Source organism: Ruegeria sp. G7 (assembly GCF_056535465.1).
In genome coordinates, this window is record NZ_JBQFIL010000001.1 from 2,871,917 (window position 1) to 2,888,797 (window position 16,881).

A 16,881-nucleotide genomic window follows, 5' to 3' on the forward strand; every position below is an offset into this window, starting at 1 on the left:
GCGGTCCATGACTGGAGTTTTCGACCATGAAGGCACGTGTGCATGTGATGCTCAAGAACGGGGTTCTGGATCCGCAGGGCGAGGCGGTGCGTCACGCGTTGGGCGCGATGGGCTTCGATCAGGTTGAAGGTGTGCGCCAGGGCAAGGTGATTGATCTGGAACTGTCCGACGGCGCGACCGAGGCCGACGTGACCGCGATGTGTGAAAAGCTGCTGGCAAACACTGTCATCGAACGCTACGAGATCGAACTGGTCTGAGTTTGATGCGGGCTGCACGTCTGATCACCTATCGTCAGCCGCTTGAGGTGGCGACCATTCCCGACCCGGAACCGGCAGAAGACGGCGTCGTCGTCCGGGTTCTGGCTTGCGGAGTATGCCGATCAGACTGGCACGCGTGGTCCGGTTCGGACCCCGACGTGGTTCTGCCCATGACACCCGGCCATGAATATTGCGGCGAAGTGGTTGCCGTTGGCAGCCGCGTCAGACGCTGGCGTATCGGCGACCGGGTGATTGCTCCGTTCATTCTGGCCTGCGGTCATTGCCCGGATTGTGCGCAGGGGCATCAGACCATCTGCGCCGATCAGGTGGTGCCGGGCTTTACCTGCGACGGCGCCTTTGCCGAATTCATCGCGGTTGCCCATGCGGATGCGAACCTGACCGCTCTGCCCGTTACTCTGGCCCCGGAAATCGCCGCGGCCTTGGGATGCCGCGTGACGACGGCATGGCAGGCGCTGGTCGGGCGGGCACAGGTGCAGGGCGGTGAATGGCTGGCGGTGTTCGGCGGCGGCGGGGTCGGTATCTCGACCTTGCTGCTGGGCAAGGCACTTGGTGCGCGCGTTGTTGTCGTGGATATCGCCGATGACAAGCTGGCCTATGCCAAAAGCCTCGGCGCTGATGCGGTGGTCAACGCGGCCACCTGCGATGCGCCGCAGGCCGTCCGCGACCTGACCGGCGGCGGTGCGCATGTGGCGATCGAGGCGCTGGGGATCGAGGTCACGACGGTCTCGGCCATGAAATCGCTGCGCAAGCTGGGCCGTATGGTCCAGATCGGGATGCCGGCGGGCGATCACACCACCATGTCGCTGCCGATGGACGCGCTGTATTCCGGGCAGCTTTCCGTATTCGGCACGCGCGGGATGCCAAGCTGGCGCTATCCGTCGCTGCTGTCGCTGATTGCGGGCGGTGGCGTCGATCTGAGCCCACTGGTGACGCGAAAAATCACACTGAACCAGGCAAGCGCCGAGCTTGCCGCCTTTGACAATCCAACGCCTCCGGGTGTTGCTGTTATCACCGACTTTAGCTCGTAGGAGGGTCCGCCATGCGCGCAGCCGTCATCGTATTCCCCGGGTCCAACTGTGACCGTGATCTTGCCGTGGCGTTTGAACAGGCCGGATTCTCGGTCGATATGGTCTGGCACAAGGATGCCGCGCTGCCGGATGGTGTCGACATCGTCGGTGTACCGGGCGGGTTTTCTTATGGCGACTACCTGCGCTGTGGTGCGATTGCCGCGCAGTCGCCGATCTGCAAGGCGCTGTCCGCCCATACCGAGCGTGGCGGCTATGCCGTCGGGATCTGCAACGGTTTTCAGGTCCTGACTGAGACGGGCATCCTGCCGGGCGCGCTGCTGCGTAATGCAGGACTGAAATATATCTGCCGCACCGTGGGCCTGAAGGTGGAAACCAGCGACAGTGCTTTCACCCAGGGCTACAATGCGGGCGATGTGATCAACATCCCAATCGCGCATCACGACGGCAATTACTTCGCCGATAACCAGACGCTTGCGGCGCTGAAGGATGAGGATCGGATCGCCTTCACCTACGCCGAAAACCCCAACGGTTCGCGCGAAGATATTGCTGGGATTTTGTCGCACAACCGGCGCGTGTTGGGGATGATGCCGCACCCGGAACGGGCGGCGGATTCAGGCCATGGCGGCACGGACGGGACGGCGCTCTTCCGCGCATTGGCCGGAGTGTTGGCGCCAGCGTGACTTGAGGTGATCGGTCAGGGCGCGTAGCGTCAGTACATGAGTGCGGAAGATCAAGCTGACAATGCCGGAGTACTAAGCTGGTTGCGTGGCTCGCCTATGGGCTGGCGCTTGCGGCTTGCCGTGTTCCTGCTGTTGATTGCAACCGTCGCAACGGTCTGGATCACCAACAGCCTTCTGACCAGCCGGTTCACGGAATCGACGCGCAACCGGGCGGAATTGCGCCTGGCGCTGTATTCCGGGAACTTGCTGAGCGAATTGCGGCGAAACTCGATTGTGCCGCAGTTGCTGGCGCGCGATCCCACGCTGATCTCGGCGCTGCAGTCCAGTGATTATACGTTGTCGACCCAGCGCCTGATCTCGTTTGTTGAAGAAATCGGCGCAGCATCGCTTGTTCTGCTGGACGGAGATGGCCTGACGGTCGCTGCTACCGACCGGAGCCGTTTGGGCGAGGGGCACCGAAGCTCTCCGTATTTCATCGACGCCATGCGCTCGAACGCAACGATCTTTTCGGTGATCCCCCGCGAGGCAGGCGGCTACAGCTTTACATATTCGCGCAGGATCGAGGCAAATGCCGAAATCCTTGGGGTGATCGTGGTCGAGGTGGATCTGCAGAAGTTCGAAAGAGCCTGGGCCGGGATTTCGGATGCCGTGATGGTCACAGACAGTACCGGTAACATCATTCTGTCAACCGAGCCGCAGTGGCGTGGTCTGGATGAAAGCAGCGCCATCCTGCGCCAACCGCCACAGAATGCCATTCAGCGCGCGATCAGGGCGACGACGGACTGGAACGCCCTGCCACCTGATGCCTATGTGCAGGGCGAGGCCGTGATGCGGATGGAGACCCGGATACCTTTCCGGGGATGGCAGATGACCTCGTTCACCACCTATTCGTCGATCCGCGAGAGGGTGAACAGTGTTCTGGCGCTCGAGATCATGGCCTTTGCGATTCTTCTTGCGCTGGCTTTTTATGCGCTCAGCCGCCGGGCTACGTCGCGCATGACCTTGTTCCAGCGCGAGTCGGCGGAGCTTCGCGCATTGAATGTCAGGCTGCAGCGGGAAATTGCTGAGCGGGAACGCGTTGAAAAGACGCTGGAAGTCGCTGAGCAGACCCTTGCGCAAAGCTCGAAATTGGCGGCGCTGGGTGAGATGTCGGCCGCGGTCAGTCACGAGTTGAACCAACCGCTGGCCGCGATGAAAACCTATCTCGCCGGGGCGCGTCTTCTGCTGCGCCGCAATCGGCCCGAAGAGGCGCTGGCCAGCTTTGGCCGCATCGACGGGCTGATCGAGCGTATGGGTGCGATCACCCGCCAGCTGAAATCCTATGCACGTAAGGGCGCGGATGCGTTTTCGCCTGTAAATCTTGGCGAAGCGCTTGGGTCCAGCCTGTCGATGATGGAGCCGCAATTGCGCCAGCGCCATGTGAAGATTACCCAGATTCTGCCCGAAGAACCTGTTATAGTGATGGGAGATCGGATGCGCATCGAACAGGTGATGGTCAATCTCTTGCGCAATGCGCTGGACGCCACCAAATCTGTGGCAGAGCCGGATGTCGAGATCATTCTCGCCGCAGGCGAGACCGCGATTCTGACCGTGCGCGACAATGGGCACGGTATTGAGGATATCGAGAACCTGTTCGAGCCGTTCTATACGACCAAGCGTCCGGGCGATGGGGTTGGTCTGGGGCTTGCCATCTCGTCCGGGATCGTGAACGACCATGGCGGACGGCTGACCGCGCGCAACGGCCAACAGGGCGGCGCGGTGTTTGAGATGCAATTGCCCATATTGGGCAGCGACGGCCTTGAGGCCGCGGAGTAAAGGAAGTGACTATGGCACAGGCCATGAAAATCGCCATCGTTGATGATGAACAGGACATGCGCCAGTCGATCAGTCAGTGGCTGGCCCTGTCTGGCTACGACACCGAGACCTTTGCCAGCGCCGAGGACGCGCTGAAGGTGCTCGGGCCGGATTATCCTGGGATCGTGATTTCCGACATCAAGATGCCGGGCATGGATGGCATTCAGCTGCTGAAAAAGCTGATGGGAGCCGACAGTACGCTGCCCGTCATCATGATCACTGGGCACGGCGACGTGCCAATGGCAGTTGAAGCGATGCGGGTCGGGGCGTTTGATTTCCTTGAAAAACCCTTCAACCCCGACCGGATGTCGGAACTGGCCAAACGTGCCAGCAATGCACGGCGTTTGACACTGGATAACCGCGCGCTTCGGCGTGAGCTGTCGGGCGGCACCCAGATCATGAATAAGCTTATCGGCGCGAGCCCGGTCATGGAGCGTCTGCGCGAAGATATCCTGGATCTGGGGCAGGCGGATGGTCATGTTCTGATCGACGGCGAGACGGGTACAGGCAAGACTCTGGTGGCGCATGCTTTGCACGCTGTGGGCAGCCGGGCCGGAAAGAAGTTTGTTCTGGTCTCCTGCGCGGCGCTGGAAGAAGAGGCGCTGTCGAAGCGCTTGTTTGGTCCGATGCTGCCCGAGGACACGCAGCTGCCCGCCATCGAAGAGGCGCGCGGCGGCACGCTTGTGCTGGAAGATGTTGAGGCGCTGAGCGACACGCTGCAGGCCCGTCTGCTGAGCGTGATGAACGAGCAGGGCACCCCGGCGGAGACCCGCATCGTGGCGATTTCGAACCTGCAGGAAGCGGGCAAGACGTCCGAGGATGTTCTGCGCCCGGATCTGTTTTATCGTTTGGCGGCTTTGCGGATCACCATGCCTCCGCTGCGCCAGCGAGGTGAGGATATTCTGACCCTGTTCACCCGTCTGAGCGAGCAGTTTGCCGAAGAATACGGCTGTGATGCGCCGCAGGTCAGTGCGCAGGAAGCGGCGCAGCTGTTGCAGGCTCCGTGGCCGGGCAATGTGCGGCAGTTGATTAATATCGCGGAACGCGCCGTGCTGCAGTCCCGGCGCGGGTCGGGGACGATTGCCTCGTTGCTGATGTCGGATCATGAAGAGATGCAGCCGGTGATGACCACTGAGGGTAAGCCGTTGAAAGAGTATGTCGAGGCATTCGAGCGGATGCTGATCGACAATACGATGCGGCGTCACAAGGGTTCGATCGCATCTGTGATGGACGAGCTGTGCCTGCCGCGCCGGACACTGAACGAGAAGATGGCCAAATACGGGCTGCAACGTTCGGATTACCTTTGAGGGCAGGGAGGGGGCCAGCCCCCTCTTGGCCCGTTGGGCCAATTCACCCCCGGGATATTTATAGCCAGATGAAGAGATCGCGTGGCGCCTGATTTCGGCGTCGTGCAGTTTGCCCATTGTCTTTTCCACAGGACTGCTTTTAATGTGAGCGGACGGGCATGGCATTTTGAGCCTGCAAGCCCCGTATTTTGAGTTTCGCTGCTGAGCTGATGGTGAGGATTGATCCCGCGCGGCGCGGCAGACCGATTGTGCCCCGCTTGGGGCAGATGAACGCCTGAGCCCTTTGCAAGGGCGAAAGGAATAAATGGGCGGGCCGCGTTCAGACGGGCCTGTCGGAGAAGAACCGCGATGACGCGCGCGCAACGATTGAGTATACGGGCAGGGGGCCAAAGCGCCAGACCCTGCCGCGCGCCGTCCGATATCGCCCGTACAAGACACCCCGGCAAAAGCGCCTGTCCGCCTGGACGGGTCAGGACAACGCGTTTGGCGCGGTGCACCAAGGACACATGGCTAAGAAAATGCTTATCGATGCCACCCACGCGGAGGAAACCCGCGTCGTGGTGGTCGACGGAAACAAGGTTGAGGAGTTTGACTTTGAATCCGAAAACAAACGCCAGCTTGCTGGCAACATCTATCTTGCAAAAGTAACGCGGGTCGAGCCGTCGCTGCAGGCGGCCTTTGTTGATTATGGCGGGAACCGGCACGGGTTTCTGGCGTTTTCCGAGATTCACCCCGACTATTATCAGATCCCCGTCGCCGACCGTGAGGCGCTGATGGAAGAAGAGCGCGCCTATGCCGAGGCGATGAAGGCGCGTGACGAGGCCGAGGAAGCAAAGCCCAAAAAGCGTCGCTCGCGGTCGCGGTCGAAGGCTGCCGATGTAAAATCGGACGATCCGGTCGAGACGCTGGAGGTTTCGTCCGAACCCACTGGCATGGAAACCATCGATCTGGATGATGGTGATGAGGCAGAGGTACCCGAGGGGACCTCTCCGATGGAGATTGTTGCAGAGACGCCCGTGGAAGAGCCCGAGGAGGGGGATGTACCGGCCGCCGAAGAGGACGCCTCGGAGGAAGTGGCGCCGCCAGCGGAAGCGCATGAGGCGTCCGAAACAGCAGAAGGCTCTGAGGACGAGGCTGCGGATGTGGATGCGGCTGACGCCAAATCTGAACTGGAAGAGGCCGAAGCCTCTGATGATGAGCCCGACGCAGAGGATGACGTCGAGAGCAAGGGTGCAGATGCGGCCGCGAAGGATGACACAATCGAATCCGTGGCCGATGATGATGATAGTGAGGACATTCGCCCTCCGCGCAAACCGCGCCCGCGTCGGTATAAGATTCAGGAAGTCATCAAAGTGCGCCAGGTTTTGCTGGTGCAGGTCGTCAAGGAAGAGCGTGGCAACAAGGGTGCGGCGCTGACCACTTACCTGTCGCTGGCGGGTCGGTACTGCGTATTGATGCCGAACACGGCGCGGGGTGGCGGGATCAGCCGCAAGATCACCAACGCAGCGGATCGGAAGAAGCTTAAGGATATCGCCTCGGAAATCGATGTACCGACTGGCGCGGGCCTGATCGTCCGCACCGCAGGGGCGAAACGGACGAAATCTGAGATCAAGCGCGACTATGAATACCTGCAGCGCATGTGGGAGCAGATTCGCGAACTGACTCTGCAATCCATTGCGCCCGCGAAGATCTATGAAGAAGGCGACCTGATCAAACGATCGATCCGTGATCTTTATAACCGCGATATCGATGAGGTTCTGGTTGAAGGCGAAGGCGGGTATCGCATCGCCAAAGACTTCATGAAAATGATCATGCCGTCGCACGCCAAGAACGTGAAACGATATGAAGACGCGCTGCCTCTGTTCGCGCGCTATCAGGTGGAAAGCTATCTGGCGGGGATGTTCAACCCGACCGTGCAGCTGAAATCCGGCGGTTATATCGTGATCGGTGTGACCGAGGCGCTTGTGGCGATCGACGTGAACTCGGGCCGGGCAACCAAGGAAGGCTCGATTGAAGAGACCGCGTTGAAGACCAACCTGGAGGCCGCCGAGGAGGTGGCGCGCCAGTTGCGTCTGCGTGACCTTGCCGGACTGATCGTCATTGACTTCATCGATATGGATGAGCGTAAGAACAACGCAGCCGTCGAAAAGCGTCTCAAAGACAAGCTGAAAACAGATCGTGCCCGTATTCAGGTTGGTCGAATCTCTGGATTTGGCCTGCTTGAGATGAGCCGACAGCGTCTGCGCCCCGGTATGATCGAGGCGACGACGCAGCCGTGCCCGGCCTGTCATGGTACGGGGCTGATCCGTTCGGACGACAACATGGCGCTGTCGATCCTGCGCCAGATCGAAGAGGAAGGCACCCGCCGCCGCTCACGAGAGGTACTGGTGCGCTGCCCGGTTAGCATTGCCAACTTCCTGATGAACCAGAAGCGGGAACATATCGCACAGATCGAGGCGCGCTATGGCCTGTCGGTGCGGATCGAAGGGGATGTGCATCTGGTCAGCCCCGATTTCTCGATGGAGAAGTTCAAGACCGCCAGCCGTGTGGTGCCCGAGGCAACTGCTCCGGTGGTTTCGGTTGATGCATCGCTGATGGATATGGTCGATGCGTCGGAAGACGAGGCGCCTGCCGAAGAGACCCCCGTGCAGGCAGATGAGGAGGCGAAGCCCAAGCGCAAGCGGCGTCGGCGTCGTCGGAAGAAGAACGCGGCCGCAGTTGAGGCGGAAGCCGCCGCAGAGGACGCGCCTGAGGCTGCGGCCGAGGTCGAGGCCAGCGACGATTCGACAGCGGCCGAGCCTGCGGACGCAGCGGAAGAGGCCGAGAAAGCGGACAAGCCCAAGAAGCGTCGTGCGCCCCGTCGTCGCAAGAAAGATGTTGAGGCGAAAGCTGCGGAAGAAACTCAGGCTGCTGCCGAAACCGCTCAGGTCGCCGAGGTTGAACCGACCTCCACCGAGGCTCCTGAAGTGAGCGCTGAAGAACCAGCTGCCGAGGTCTCTGAGACCGAGGTTGCGCCTGCGGCGGAGGCAGACGCATCGCCGGATGCTACAGCGGCGGAAACGGATGTTGCAGAGAACTCTGCAGAGGACGCAGACGAACCTGAGACCACGGAGGAAGCTGCTCCTGAGGCCGAGCCCGAAACCGAAGCAACGCCCGAGCCCGTACTTGAGACTGTTGCGGAAGAGGCCGAGCCTGCTCCGGCCAAGCCAAAACGGCGGGGTTGGTGGTCCTTGGGTCAGTAATCAAAAAAGGCGGGCCAACTGGCCCGCCTTTTTCGTTCAGACTAACCGGCCTTTTGGATCAGATAGACCTGATAGCCGTCCGTCGTATCTTGTGAGATCAGGGTATGCCCCGCCTCGCTGCAGAAATGGGGCACGTCGATGATCGCCGCGGGGTCATCGGCCAGCACGCGCAGCACCCCTCCGGCAGGTAGGGACTTTAGCCGCTTTCGAGCCTTCAGGACGGGCAGCGGGCATAACAGCCCCAGCGCGTCGAGTGTTTCGGTCTTGTCAGTCATAAGTGTGAGATATTTCCAACGCGCGATGCTGTCCAGTATGCAACATGCAAGCACGAGGATGTGACCGTATGGCCTCGTGACGAAACTCGATCCATGCCATATGTGCTGACGTATGTTCGGAATAGATATCATCGACGCAGGGCTACTGCCCGCCATGTTCATCGCTATGCTTGGCGGGCTGATCAGTTTTCTGTCGCCCTGCGTGCTGCCCATCGTGCCGCCATATCTGGCGTATATGAGCGGCGTATCTATCAACGAGATGAAGGACGAGGCCCGCGCGCGGCGCAAGGCGACCCTGTCGGCACTGTTCTTCGTGCTGGGTTTGTCGACGGTGTTCCTGTTGCTGGGCTTTACCGCCTCGGCATTCGGGGCGTTTGTCCTGCAAAATCAGGTCCTTTTCGCCAAACTTTCAGGTGCTGTGGTCATCGTGTTTGGCCTGCATTTCCTGAACGTGTTCCGGATACCGCTGCTGGATCGAGAAGCACGGGTGGAAACTGGTGATTCCGGAGGTTCGGTCTTCGGGGCCTATATTCTGGGTCTCGCCTTTGCCTTTGGCTGGACCCCCTGCATTGGTCCTCAATTGGGGGCGATCCTCTCGCTGGCTGCGTCAGAGGCTTCGGTTGCGCGAGGCACGTTATTGCTGGGCGTTTATGCTGCGGGCCTGGGCATTCCGTTCCTGCTGGCGGCGATGTTCCTGAATCGATCGATGGCCGTCATGAACCGCATCAAGCCGCATATGGCGACGATCGAGAAGGTGATGGGCGGGTTGCTGCTGTTTGTTGGCATCATGCTGATCACCGGTCTGTTCACCGAGTTCAGCTGGTGGCTGCTTGAAACGTTCCCGGTCCTGGCGACGTTTGGTTAAACCTTTGCCGGTAAACATGGATGTGGCGATCCGGGGTCTTACGCTGGTCGCTGCTCTGCGTTAACCTTCAGGGTAAAGGGCCGGGTCGATGAGCAGCGAACAACCCCATCCACAGGTGCGCCGACGCCGGGTGTTCTACATTCCGGGCTATGACCCGATTCATCCGCGCAGATATCGCGAACTTTATCGGACCGAAAGCCGCGCACAGGCTGCGATATCCGGTTACGATATCTCCGTCATGGGGCGGACTGGGTCGGATCTGTACGGCTGGCAGGTGCAGTCCAAACAAGACTGCGAAAGCGTAGAGACCGAGATCGATGTACTGGTCTGGTCAGATATCGTGCGTGACAGCATGGCGCGTTCGATTCCCGGAACCTATTTGCAACTGGCCCAAACCGCCTGGGTTTATATTTCAACCGGAACCCTCTGGCGTTTGATGCAGCTGCGCAAGGGGCCTGTTATTGCCGCGTTGTATCCGGTTGGTATGTTGCTGCTGCAGCTCATCGTTGCAATCGCTATCGCGTACGTTCTGCTGATCCTGTTGCGCCCTTTGGTGAATGGCTGGGCTGTGCTGCCCGCGCTGGCGGCTTGCTATGGAATGCTGCTTTGGTTTCGCAGGATCGATAATCGGTTGTTCGCATATTACCTGATGCATGACTATGCCTATTCCGCGCGCCTGCGCGGGGCCTATACACCAGAGCTGAGTGCGCGGCTGGCGCAGTTTTCCAAGCTGATCGGACAGGCGCTTGAGAGCGACGTGGATGAGGTTCTGGTTGTCGGCCACAGCTCGGGTGCGCATTTGGGAGTTTCGGTCTTGGCCAGACTGTTGCGGCAGAGGGGCGTAGCGTACGGCCCAAAGCTGTCCTTCCTGACTTTGGGGCAGGTGGTTCCCATGGTGTCGTTCCTGCCGGGCGCCGACGCGCTGCGCAAGGACCTGCGCTATCTGTCAGAGCATCAGGACCTGACATGGGTGGACGTATCCGCGCCCGGCGATGGCTGCTCCTTTGCCCTGTGTGATCCCGTGGCGGTCAGCGGAGTTGCCACATCTGACACACGCAGCCCCCTGGTGCTTTCGGCAGCCTTCACTCAGACCTTGTCCGTAGCCCGCCTAAAGGAGATGCGTTGGCGTTTTTTCAAGCTGCATTTCCAATATCTCTGCGCTTTCGACCGACCCGGCACCTATGACTACTTCCGCATCACGGCAGGCCCGCAAACACTGGGGCATAGATTTGAAGGGCGCGCGCCCTCTCGATCGCGGATTGAAACGCCGGTCTCAAAATACAAATCGGTGAGCGCATGAAGCCGCCAAAGCCCCAGTCCCGGTCGGACAAGGTCTCGCTGTGGCGCTATTTGCAGCTGTTCCGGCAAGACCTGTTATCGGCGCAGCCTCAGCGGCTCTACCGTGGCTGGATGGCCGAATTCCGCACGCCTTTCTTCCGATCCTACCTGGTCAATCAGCCCACGTTGATCCGCAGCGTCTTGAAAGACCGGCCCGAGGATTTTCCGAAATCCAGCCGCGTCAGCGAAGGGCTGCGGCCTTTGCTGGGTCAATCGGTGTTTCTGACCAATGGCGAGACCTGGAAGCGTCAGCGTCGGATCATCGATCCTGCATTCGAGGGTGGGCGACTGAAAGACAGCTTCCCGGCCATTCAGGCCGCCGCACAAGCGTGTGTGGACCGGCTGCGCGCACAAACGGGGCAGGTGATCGAGTGTGAAAAGATCACGAGCCACGCCGCCGCAGATGTGATCTTTCGCACCCTCTTTTCGGTTCCGATAGACAATCAGGTTGCAGCGCAGGTTTTTGACAAGTTCCGCGCTTATCAGCGGGCTCAACCGTTGCTGAACCTCGCCGCGTTCATCCCGCTGCCGCGCTGGATGCCCCGGTTCCATACGCGCCAAACGCGCCAGACCGCACAGCAGATCCGAAATCTGATTGGACGGCTGACAACCGAACGCGCCGCTGCAATTGCAGCAGGCACCGCGCCAAATGATCTGGCGACCAAGATCATGACCGCGCAAGATCCCGAAACACGGCAGCGGTTTGACACCGACGAGATGATCGATCAGGTCGCCATCTTCTTCCTCGCCGGGCACGAGACCAGCGCCTCGGCTTTGGCTTGGACGTTGTATCTGCTCGCACTCTATCCCGACTGGCAAGAGAGCGTGGCGAATGAGGCAAAAGCGCTGGATGCCAGCGACTTCACCGCGATGTCGCAGCTGAAGCTCAGCCGTGACGTGTTCCGTGAGGCCTTGCGCCTGTACCCGCCAGTGCCGATGATGGTCCGCCAGACGACCGGTCCCGAGTGTTTCCGCGACCGCAACATTGCGAAGCACTCCCAGATCGTCATCAGCCCGTGGCACCTGCACAGGCACGAACGGCTGTGGGACAAACCGGATGATTTCGACCCGGCCCGTTGGCACACCGAAAACGGCCGCACCTGCCAGCGTGAGGCGTATATCCCGTTCTCCGCTGGCCCGCGCGTCTGCCCCGGCGCGGGGTTTGCCATGACCGAAGGGCCATTGATCCTATCGGCGCTGCTACGACACTATCGTTTCGAAACAATTCAAGGCAAAACGCCTGTACCGGTGGCGCATCTGACCGTTCGATCAAAGGATGGTATATGGTTAAGGTTGGTTGAGCGCTAACAACCTACCATAGCCTGTCGGCTTGCTGTATGCGATGGGCAAACGCGGAATCATATTGAACGGGAAAGAGTTATGTCCAAGGCAGAACAGCGCACGCAGATGTCCGAAGGCGCAGGATTTATCGCAGCACTGGACCAAAGCGGCGGGTCGACTCCGAAGGCGCTGGCGCTCTATGGTGTTGAAGCATCGGATTATGGCTCGGACGCCGAGATGTTCGGCGAGATTCAGAAAATGCGCGCGCGCATCATTCTGGCGGATGATTTCACCAGCGAGAAAGTGATTGGCGCGATCCTGTTCGAACGGACTCTGGGCGAGGAAATCGACGGTAAAAAGGTCGCCGACTATCTCTGGTCGGCCAAGCGTATCGTGCCGTTCCTGAAGATCGACAAGGGTCTTGAGGATCAAGCCAATGGCGTTCAGATGATGAAGCCTATCCCCGGTCTGGCCGAGACACTGGCAAAGGCGGATGGCGTCTTTGGCACCAAAGAACGTTCGGTCATTCATGAAGCCAACGCCGAAGGCATCACCGCCGTTGTAGCGCAGCAATTCGAAGTCGCGCGCGTGGTGACCGATGCCGGCATGGTTCCGATTGTCGAACCTGAGGTCAACATTCACTCGGACAGTAAGGCCGAGGCCGAAGGTATCCTGAAGGCCGAGATCCTGAAAAACCTCGATCAACTGGCCGAGGGGCAGGAGGTCATGCTGAAGCTGACCATCCCAAGTCAGGCGAACCTCTATGACGAACTGGCCGATCATCCGCGCGTTCTGCGCGTTGTGGCCCTGTCGGGCGGCTATTCGACTGAACAAGCCTGTGATCTGCTGAACCAGAACGGCAAGATGATCGCCTCGTTCTCTCGCGCGTTGACCGAAGGACTGTCCAAGCAGCAATCGGATGCGGACTTCAACGCCGCGTTGGGCAGCAATATCGACAAGATTTATCGCGCCTCGATCTGATCCCTCAGACAGGTTTGGTGAACGAGCGGCGCAGCTGCGCCGCTTTTTCACGTCCGATACAGCCCTCGGCATGATCGTTGACCAGCCCCATGGCCTGCATGAAGGCAAAGACCGTGGTGGGGCCGACGAATATCCATCCCCGTTTCTTCAGGTCCTTCGACATGGCGACGGATTCTGGTGAGGTTGACGTCGTTTGCGGCGGCGGAGGCGTCTCGGCCTCGTAACGCCAGACATATGCGGCCAGAGAGCCCTCGGCCGCGATCAACTCCTGCGCGCGGCGGGCGTTATTGATCACAGCTTCGATCTTGCCGCGGTGGCGGATGATGCCTGCATCTTCCAGCAGACGCTCAACATCTGCATCAGAAAATGCAGCCATCTTGTTGAAATCAAAACCACAAAAGGCTTTGCGGAAATTTTCGCGCTTGTTCAGGATCGTTCGCCAGCTGAGCCCGGATTGAAAGCTCTCAAGGCACAGTTTCTCAAACAATCGCTGATCGTCGGCAACCGGATAACCCCATTCCTGGTCGTGATAATCAAAGAACTCAGGCGCGGCCTGACACCATGCGCAGCGCGGTTGGCCATCAGGTCCAGTAACGGTCTTGCTCATGACGGTGTGCCCTTTTTGTTCTCATTCAGGCTACACACAACGAAACATATGTGACAAGCGTCAATCGCGGCTGCGATACCAGTTCAAAACATAAACCCGAATGGCCGAGGCAAGGCCGGTTTCGGGATCACGCTCGACATCAATTTCAGAAGCCAACGCGTTGATTGGCATATCTTTATCTTCTGCTATCTCCCGAAAAGCGCGCCAGAACTCATCCTCGAGCGAGACTGACGTGCGGTGTCCCTTGAGCGTTAGCGAGCGTTTGACCGGGCGACCACTCATTCGTCGACCTTGTGGCCGTCGAGATCGCGCTTCTGCCTGTCTTGCTGCAGTTTGACGACCTCTTTTTCGGTCTTTGTCCGTCCGAAAGCCACGGCGTTCCGGTCTGCGCGGGCCTTTTTGTCGGCCCGCGCTTTTTTCTTTCGATACCGGTTCAGATTGACCGGCTTACCCATCAGTCTTTCGGACCGATCATCTGTTCGGGGCGCACGACCGCGTCAAAGGTGGCCTCGTCCACAAAGCCCAGCGCGATGGCCTCTTCCTTGAGGGTCGTGCCGTTCTTATGCGCGGTTTTGGCGACCGTTGTGGCGTTGTCATAGCCAATGGTCGGGGCCAGCGCGGTGACCAGCATCAGCGATTCTTTCATCAGCTTGTCGATGCGCGGCTCGTTCGCTTTGATGCCCAAGAGCATGCGCTCGGTAAAGCTGTCGGCGGCGTCACCCAGCAGTTGGATCGACTGCAGCAGGTTGTAGGACATCATCGGATTATAGACGTTCAGCTCGAAATGACCCTGCGAACCCGCAAAATTCATCGCTGCGTTGTTACCCATCACATGGGCGGCGACCTGCGTCAGTGCCTCGGCCTGTGTGGGGTTCACTTTGCCGGGCATAATGGACGAACCAGGCTCATTCTCTGGCAGGATCAACTCACCCAGACCCGAGCGGGGACCGGACCCAAGGAACCGGATGTCGTTGGCGATCTTGTAACAGCTGCCCGCGATGGTGGCCAAAGCACCGGAGAGGAAGACCATGGCGTCATGCGCAGCCAGAGCCTCGAATTTGTTGGGTGCGGTCACGAACGGCAGGCCGGTGATGTCCGCCATATGACCTGCGACGGCCTCGCCCCAGCCATTCTGCGTGTTCAGGCCGGTGCCAACTGCGGTGCCGCCTTGCGCCAGTTCATAGATCCCGGGCATGGCCGCATGAACACGCGCGATGCCTTGGCGAATCTGATGCGCATAACCGCTAAATTCCTGACCCAGAGTCAGCGGCGTCGCGTCCTGCGTATGCGTCCGGCCGATCTTGATGATGTCTTTGAACTCTTCAGCCTTCTGCTCCAGCCCCGAGGCCAGTTTCTCAAGACCGGGCAGCAGCACATCACGTACGCTCATCGCGGTGGCGATGTGCATCGCAGTCGGAAAAGTGTCGTTCGACGACTGGCCCATGTTGCAGTGGTCGTTCGGGTGGACAGGATCTTTCGATCCGATCACGCCGCCCAGAATCTCAATTGCGCGGTTTGCGATGACCTCGTTCGAGTTCATGTTCGATTGCGTGCCCGATCCGGTCTGCCACACGACCAGAGGGAAATTGTCGTCGAACTTGCCCTCGACCACCTCGCCGGCGGCCTGGATCACTGCGTCCGCGATTTTGGCGTCCAGCTTTCCGGTCGCTTTGTTTTCCATCGCGCAGGCTTTCTTGATCACGCCCAGCGCGCGCACGATGGCGACCGGCTGCTTTTCCCAGCCGATAGGGAAATTCATGATCGAACGCTGTGTCTGCGCGCCCCAGTATTTGTCGGCAGGGACCTCAAGCGGGCCAAAGCTGTCGGATTCGGTGCGGGTAGAAGACATCTGTCACTCCGTCTGGTATGCGGTTGTATGCCGTTTAGCCGCAGCGCCGCCGCAACGCAATCGGCCAGTTGCGCGCACCTTAAACCCCGGCTGTTTAAAGGTATAGACGAGGCATTGGCACAAATAATTTCTGTTAGCGAAAACAGTGCCATTGTGCGCGCGCGGGCTAGAGTTAAACTGGATCAGCAACGCGCGTAGGAGGCCGTCATGCGTATCACCGCTACTGGAATGTCCCCATTTAGGGTGTTCATCGCCATCGCTGGCTTGATGTGGCTGATGTTGCAACCGCAACCGGCTTTGGCGGACGCGATTAAACCTTTTGTTGGCAGCTATGTCGGATCGGCTGATCTGGTCGAGGTTGATGGCACGTCCACCCCCCGTGACATGAGCGTCTCGATTCAGGAAATCCGTGGCGGGTTCAACGTAAGCTGGACCACCACGACCTACAAAGAGGATGGGCGGATCAAAGAGGGCAAGTACTCGGTCGATTTCAGAACGACCCCACGCCCTGATGTTTATTCCGCTGCCATGCGACGCAACGTGTTCGGCCACGAAGTGCCACTGGATCCTATGATGGGCGAACCCTTTGTCTGGGGGCGAATCGAGGACAAGACGCTGACCGTGTTCTCGCTGTTTATCGGAGAGACGGGGGATTATGAATTACAGCAATTCGACCGGACACTGGCCGAGGGCGGGCTGAACCTGTCCTTTTCACGCTTCCGCAACGGCGTAAAATCCAGATCCGTCGAGACGTTTCTGAAGAAAGAATAATCGCCGCAACGCCAGGTGTCTGAGTGCGCTATTTCCGGAAGCTGTCCAACGAGACGACATCCGCGTCGTGATGCGGCTCGGGCTCTTCAGCGTCGATCTCGATCGGTGCCTCCTCGGACAGGTGCTCGACCTCGTCCTCGTCTTCGGGGCCTTCGAACCGCAGCCCGAACTCTACCGACGGGTCGACGAATGTCTTGATCGCCAGATAGGGGATGTAAAGAGGCTCTGGCGAATCGCCGAAGTTCAGCGTGATTGAAAAACCGTCTTCACCGACATCGAAGTTCTCAAACCAGTGCTGCATGACGATCGTCATCTCTTCGGGATAGCGCTCACGCAGCCAGTCCGCGATTTCGACACCCTCCTGTCGCGTGTCGAACGTGATAAAGAAGTGATGCGCGCCCGGCAGGCCGGTTTCCGAGACACTGGTCAGCACGGTTTTGATCAGCCCGCGCATGGCGGTGTGCATCAGGTTCCCGTAGTCGATGTCTTGCGACATGGTTGATCCTTCGAAAGTGGTTGATCTCA

At 59.5% G+C, this 16,881-nt stretch carries 17 protein-coding genes; 11 read left to right on the forward strand and 6 right to left on the reverse strand.

Annotated features, from left to right (window positions below; translation table 11 throughout):
• Positions 1-26 precede the first annotated feature (26 nt).
• The 6 genes from purS (at position 27) to ACR3EN_RS14435 (ending at position 8,389) form a co-directional block, all read left to right on the forward strand.
• On the forward strand, positions 27-257 hold the full coding sequence (purS, locus tag ACR3EN_RS14410; RefSeq protein WP_480822091.1) for a phosphoribosylformylglycinamidine synthase subunit PurS: 231 nt from the start codon (positions 27-29) through the stop codon (positions 255-257).
• Between the two features lie 5 nt (positions 258-262).
• Positions 263-1,306: a zinc-dependent alcohol dehydrogenase family protein gene (locus ACR3EN_RS14415; RefSeq protein ID WP_480822092.1), complete on the forward strand. Its 1,044-nt coding sequence runs from the start codon at positions 263-265 to the stop codon at positions 1,304-1,306.
• Between the two features lie 11 nt (positions 1,307-1,317).
• Positions 1,318-1,986, forward strand: coding sequence for a phosphoribosylformylglycinamidine synthase subunit PurQ (purQ, locus tag ACR3EN_RS14420; RefSeq protein WP_480822093.1), 669 nt, complete (start codon positions 1,318-1,320; stop codon positions 1,984-1,986).
• Between the two features lie 96 nt (positions 1,987-2,082).
• Positions 2,083-3,801 (forward strand): sensor histidine kinase, encoded by a 1,719-nt coding sequence (locus tag ACR3EN_RS14425; protein ID WP_480822419.1) that lies wholly within the window; start codon positions 2,083-2,085, stop codon positions 3,799-3,801.
• 11 nt (positions 3,802-3,812) lie between these two features.
• Entirely contained in the window at positions 3,813-5,147 is a 1,335-nt protein-coding gene (locus tag ACR3EN_RS14430) for a sigma-54-dependent transcriptional regulator (protein WP_480822095.1), read from the forward strand.
• A gap of 506 nt (positions 5,148-5,653) precedes the next feature.
• Entirely contained in the window at positions 5,654-8,389 is a 2,736-nt protein-coding gene (locus tag ACR3EN_RS14435; RefSeq protein WP_480870757.1) for an Rne/Rng family ribonuclease, read from the forward strand.
• 41 nt (positions 8,390-8,430) lie between these two features.
• Here ACR3EN_RS14435 and ACR3EN_RS14440 read toward each other — a convergent pair whose 3' ends face one another.
• On the reverse strand, positions 8,431-8,664 hold the full coding sequence (locus ACR3EN_RS14440; RefSeq protein WP_480822099.1) for a sulfurtransferase TusA family protein: 234 nt from the start codon (positions 8,662-8,664) through the stop codon (positions 8,431-8,433).
• 112 nt (positions 8,665-8,776) lie between these two features.
• Here ACR3EN_RS14440 and ACR3EN_RS14445 point away from each other — a divergent pair, with 112 nt between their 5' ends.
• The 4 genes from ACR3EN_RS14445 (at position 8,777) to ACR3EN_RS14460 (ending at position 13,129) form a co-directional block, all read left to right on the forward strand.
• Positions 8,777-9,529: a cytochrome c biogenesis CcdA family protein gene (locus ACR3EN_RS14445; protein WP_480469888.1), complete on the forward strand. Its 753-nt coding sequence runs from the start codon at positions 8,777-8,779 to the stop codon at positions 9,527-9,529.
• An 88-nt stretch (positions 9,530-9,617) separates the two neighbouring features.
• Positions 9,618-10,829: a hypothetical protein gene (locus tag ACR3EN_RS14450; protein ID WP_480822101.1), complete on the forward strand. Its 1,212-nt coding sequence runs from the start codon at positions 9,618-9,620 to the stop codon at positions 10,827-10,829.
• Positions 10,826-12,175 (forward strand): cytochrome P450, encoded by a 1,350-nt coding sequence (locus ACR3EN_RS14455; RefSeq protein WP_480822103.1) that lies wholly within the window; start codon positions 10,826-10,828, stop codon positions 12,173-12,175. Before ACR3EN_RS14450 ends, ACR3EN_RS14455 begins: the two co-directional genes overlap by 4 nt.
• A gap of 72 nt (positions 12,176-12,247) precedes the next feature.
• Positions 12,248-13,129 (forward strand): fructose bisphosphate aldolase, encoded by an 882-nt coding sequence (locus tag ACR3EN_RS14460; protein ID WP_480822105.1) that lies wholly within the window; start codon positions 12,248-12,250, stop codon positions 13,127-13,129.
• Positions 13,130-13,133: 4 nt separating this feature from the next.
• Here ACR3EN_RS14460 and ACR3EN_RS14465 read toward each other — a convergent pair whose 3' ends face one another.
• Genes ACR3EN_RS14465 through fumC form a run of 4 tightly spaced genes read right to left on the reverse strand, consistent with a single transcriptional unit; the run spans position 13,134 to position 15,585 of the window.
• A complete protein-coding gene (locus tag ACR3EN_RS14465) occupies positions 13,134-13,736 on the reverse strand; it encodes a DNA-3-methyladenine glycosylase I (RefSeq protein ID WP_480822107.1) in 603 nt (200 codons plus the stop codon).
• A 60-nt stretch (positions 13,737-13,796) separates the two neighbouring features.
• Entirely contained in the window at positions 13,797-14,018 is a 222-nt protein-coding gene (locus tag ACR3EN_RS14470; RefSeq protein ID WP_480822109.1) for a ribbon-helix-helix domain-containing protein, read from the reverse strand.
• Positions 14,015-14,191, reverse strand: coding sequence for a DUF4169 family protein (locus ACR3EN_RS14475; protein WP_480822111.1), 177 nt, complete (start codon positions 14,189-14,191; stop codon positions 14,015-14,017). Before ACR3EN_RS14475 ends, ACR3EN_RS14470 begins: the two co-directional genes overlap by 4 nt.
• Entirely contained in the window at positions 14,191-15,585 is a 1,395-nt protein-coding gene (gene fumC, locus ACR3EN_RS14480; RefSeq protein ID WP_480822113.1) for a class II fumarate hydratase, read from the reverse strand. The genes ACR3EN_RS14475 and fumC overlap by 1 nt, the downstream gene beginning before the upstream one ends.
• Positions 15,586-15,792: 207 nt before the next feature.
• Between fumC and ACR3EN_RS14485 the strand changes: the two genes are divergently transcribed.
• Entirely contained in the window at positions 15,793-16,356 is a 564-nt protein-coding gene (locus tag ACR3EN_RS14485) for a hypothetical protein (RefSeq protein WP_480822115.1), read from the forward strand.
• Positions 16,357-16,384: 28 nt separating this feature from the next.
• Here ACR3EN_RS14485 and ACR3EN_RS14490 read toward each other — a convergent pair whose 3' ends face one another.
• Complete coding sequence (locus tag ACR3EN_RS14490) at positions 16,385-16,852, reverse strand: SspB family protein (protein ID WP_480870759.1); 468 nt, start codon at positions 16,850-16,852, stop codon at positions 16,385-16,387.
• Positions 16,853-16,881 lie beyond the last annotated feature (29 nt).